This is a genomic window from Streptomyces sp. NPDC091287, assembly GCF_044768525.1.
Taxonomy (GTDB): Bacteria; Actinomycetota; Actinomycetes; order Streptomycetales; family Streptomycetaceae; genus Streptomyces.
Genome location: NZ_JBIVUV010000054.1, coordinates 1 through 1,037, shown reverse-complemented (window position 1 = coordinate 1,037; position 1,037 = coordinate 1). Strand labels below are relative to the sequence as shown.

Sequence of the window (1,037 nt, the reverse complement as noted above, 5' to 3'; positions counted from 1 at the left end):
GGTGCGGGTGAGGCGCTCGGCGAGGGTCGCGAGGTGGACCCCGGAGCCCTCCGTGTACGTCTCGTCGAGGATGACCGCGACGTACCCGAGCGGGAGCAGCTGGCAGGGGTGCTGCTCGGGCTCCGGGGCCTCTTGCTCGGGCTGCTCCTGGTCGTCGTCCTCGCCGTCGGCGGCGGGCTTCTCCGGCTCGGGCGGCATGGTCGCGATGTAGCCGAGGGCGAGCGCGGTGACCACCCAGGCCGCGGCGACGGTGGCGGACGCGACGGTGGTGTACGGGGTGGCCTTCGTGACGCCGAGGACGATGGCGAGCCCGACCCAGCGGAGCCCGGCGGACCCCTCGGGGTCTGCGGACTGCCGCTTCGCCGGCGCTTTCGCGGCCACCTTCGTCGGCTTCTTCGGCTGCTCCCCCGAGACCTCCTCGGGTTTCTCCTCGTCGTCCGGAGCGTCCTCGGGCTGCTCCTTGGCGGGCTTCTGGGGCGCGGCCGGCGGCTTGGGCTTGGCGTTGCACAGCCAGTTGACGGTGCGGCGTGTGAGCTTCTCGGAGCCGATCCACAGGGCGGTCCAGAAGCGGATCCAGGCCTCCACATCAGGCCCCGACCATCATCGACAGCGCAGCGAAGAACTGGTTCGGCACCGCCCAGATCGATCCGGTCCCGGCCATGGGCCAGGTGAACGCGGCGACCAGGGAGAGCACGGCGGAGCGGGCGGGGTTGAGCGGGGCGAAGACCATGATGACGACCAGGAGGCCGCAGGCTGCGCCGATCCCGACGTCCCCGAAAGGTCCGGCCCCGCCGCCGACGCCGATACCGGTCCAGCCCTGCTCGACGACCTGCTGCGGTGACGCCCAGATTTTCCCGGCGGCGATGTAGGCGGACCCGGCGACGAACGCGGTGATGCCCGCCCAGAGGATGTTGAGCTTGCGGGAGCCCTTGCCGATGACGCCGAAGACCAGGACGGCCGTGGCGATCAGGGCGAGTCCACCGGCGCCGACGTAGTCGAACGTGCCGCCGCTGGCGGGTGCTGCGAGGTACATGACG

The 1,037-nt window shown here is 71.7% G+C and carries 1 protein-coding gene and 1 pseudogene; both read right to left on the bottom strand.

Going from position 1 to position 1,037, the window contains the following annotated elements:
- Positions 1 to 585: pseudogene (locus ACIQRW_RS38405) on the bottom strand (hypothetical protein); the annotation flags it as partial.
- 1 nt (position 586) lies between these two features.
- Positions 587 to 1,037: hypothetical protein (locus ACIQRW_RS38400; RefSeq protein WP_403770018.1), on the bottom strand; the 451-nt coding region annotated here is incomplete at its 5' end.